Consider the following 244-nt stretch of genomic DNA (forward strand, 5'->3'; position numbering starts at 1 on the left):
ATCGAACCCGCGATCTCCTCCGTGACAGGGAGGCGTGATAACCGCTACACTACGGGACCATTTCAATTGCGGGAGTAGGACTCGAACCTACGACCTCCGGGTTATGAGCCCGACGAGCTGCCAACTGCTCCATCCCGCGATATTAATAAGAAAAAGGAGGATAAGGGATTCGAACCCTTGCACGCTTTTACACGTCTGACGGTTTTCAAGACCGTTCCCTTCAGCCGGACTTGGGTAATCCTCC

The 244-nt window shown here is 53.7% G+C and carries 2 tRNA genes; both read right to left on the reverse strand.

The window, feature by feature from the left end:
* Nucleotides 1-66: 66 nt before the first annotated feature.
* Nucleotides 67-139 (reverse strand) — tRNA-Met (locus AC973_RS00980).
* A 15-nt stretch (nucleotides 140-154) separates the two neighbouring features.
* Nucleotides 155-244: transfer RNA gene (locus tag AC973_RS00985), tRNA-Ser, on the reverse strand.

The sequence above is a fragment of the Carnobacterium sp. 1290_CSPC genome (genome assembly GCF_001053265.1).
Lineage (GTDB): Bacteria > Bacillota > Bacilli > Lactobacillales > Aerococcaceae > Aerococcus > Aerococcus urinaeequi.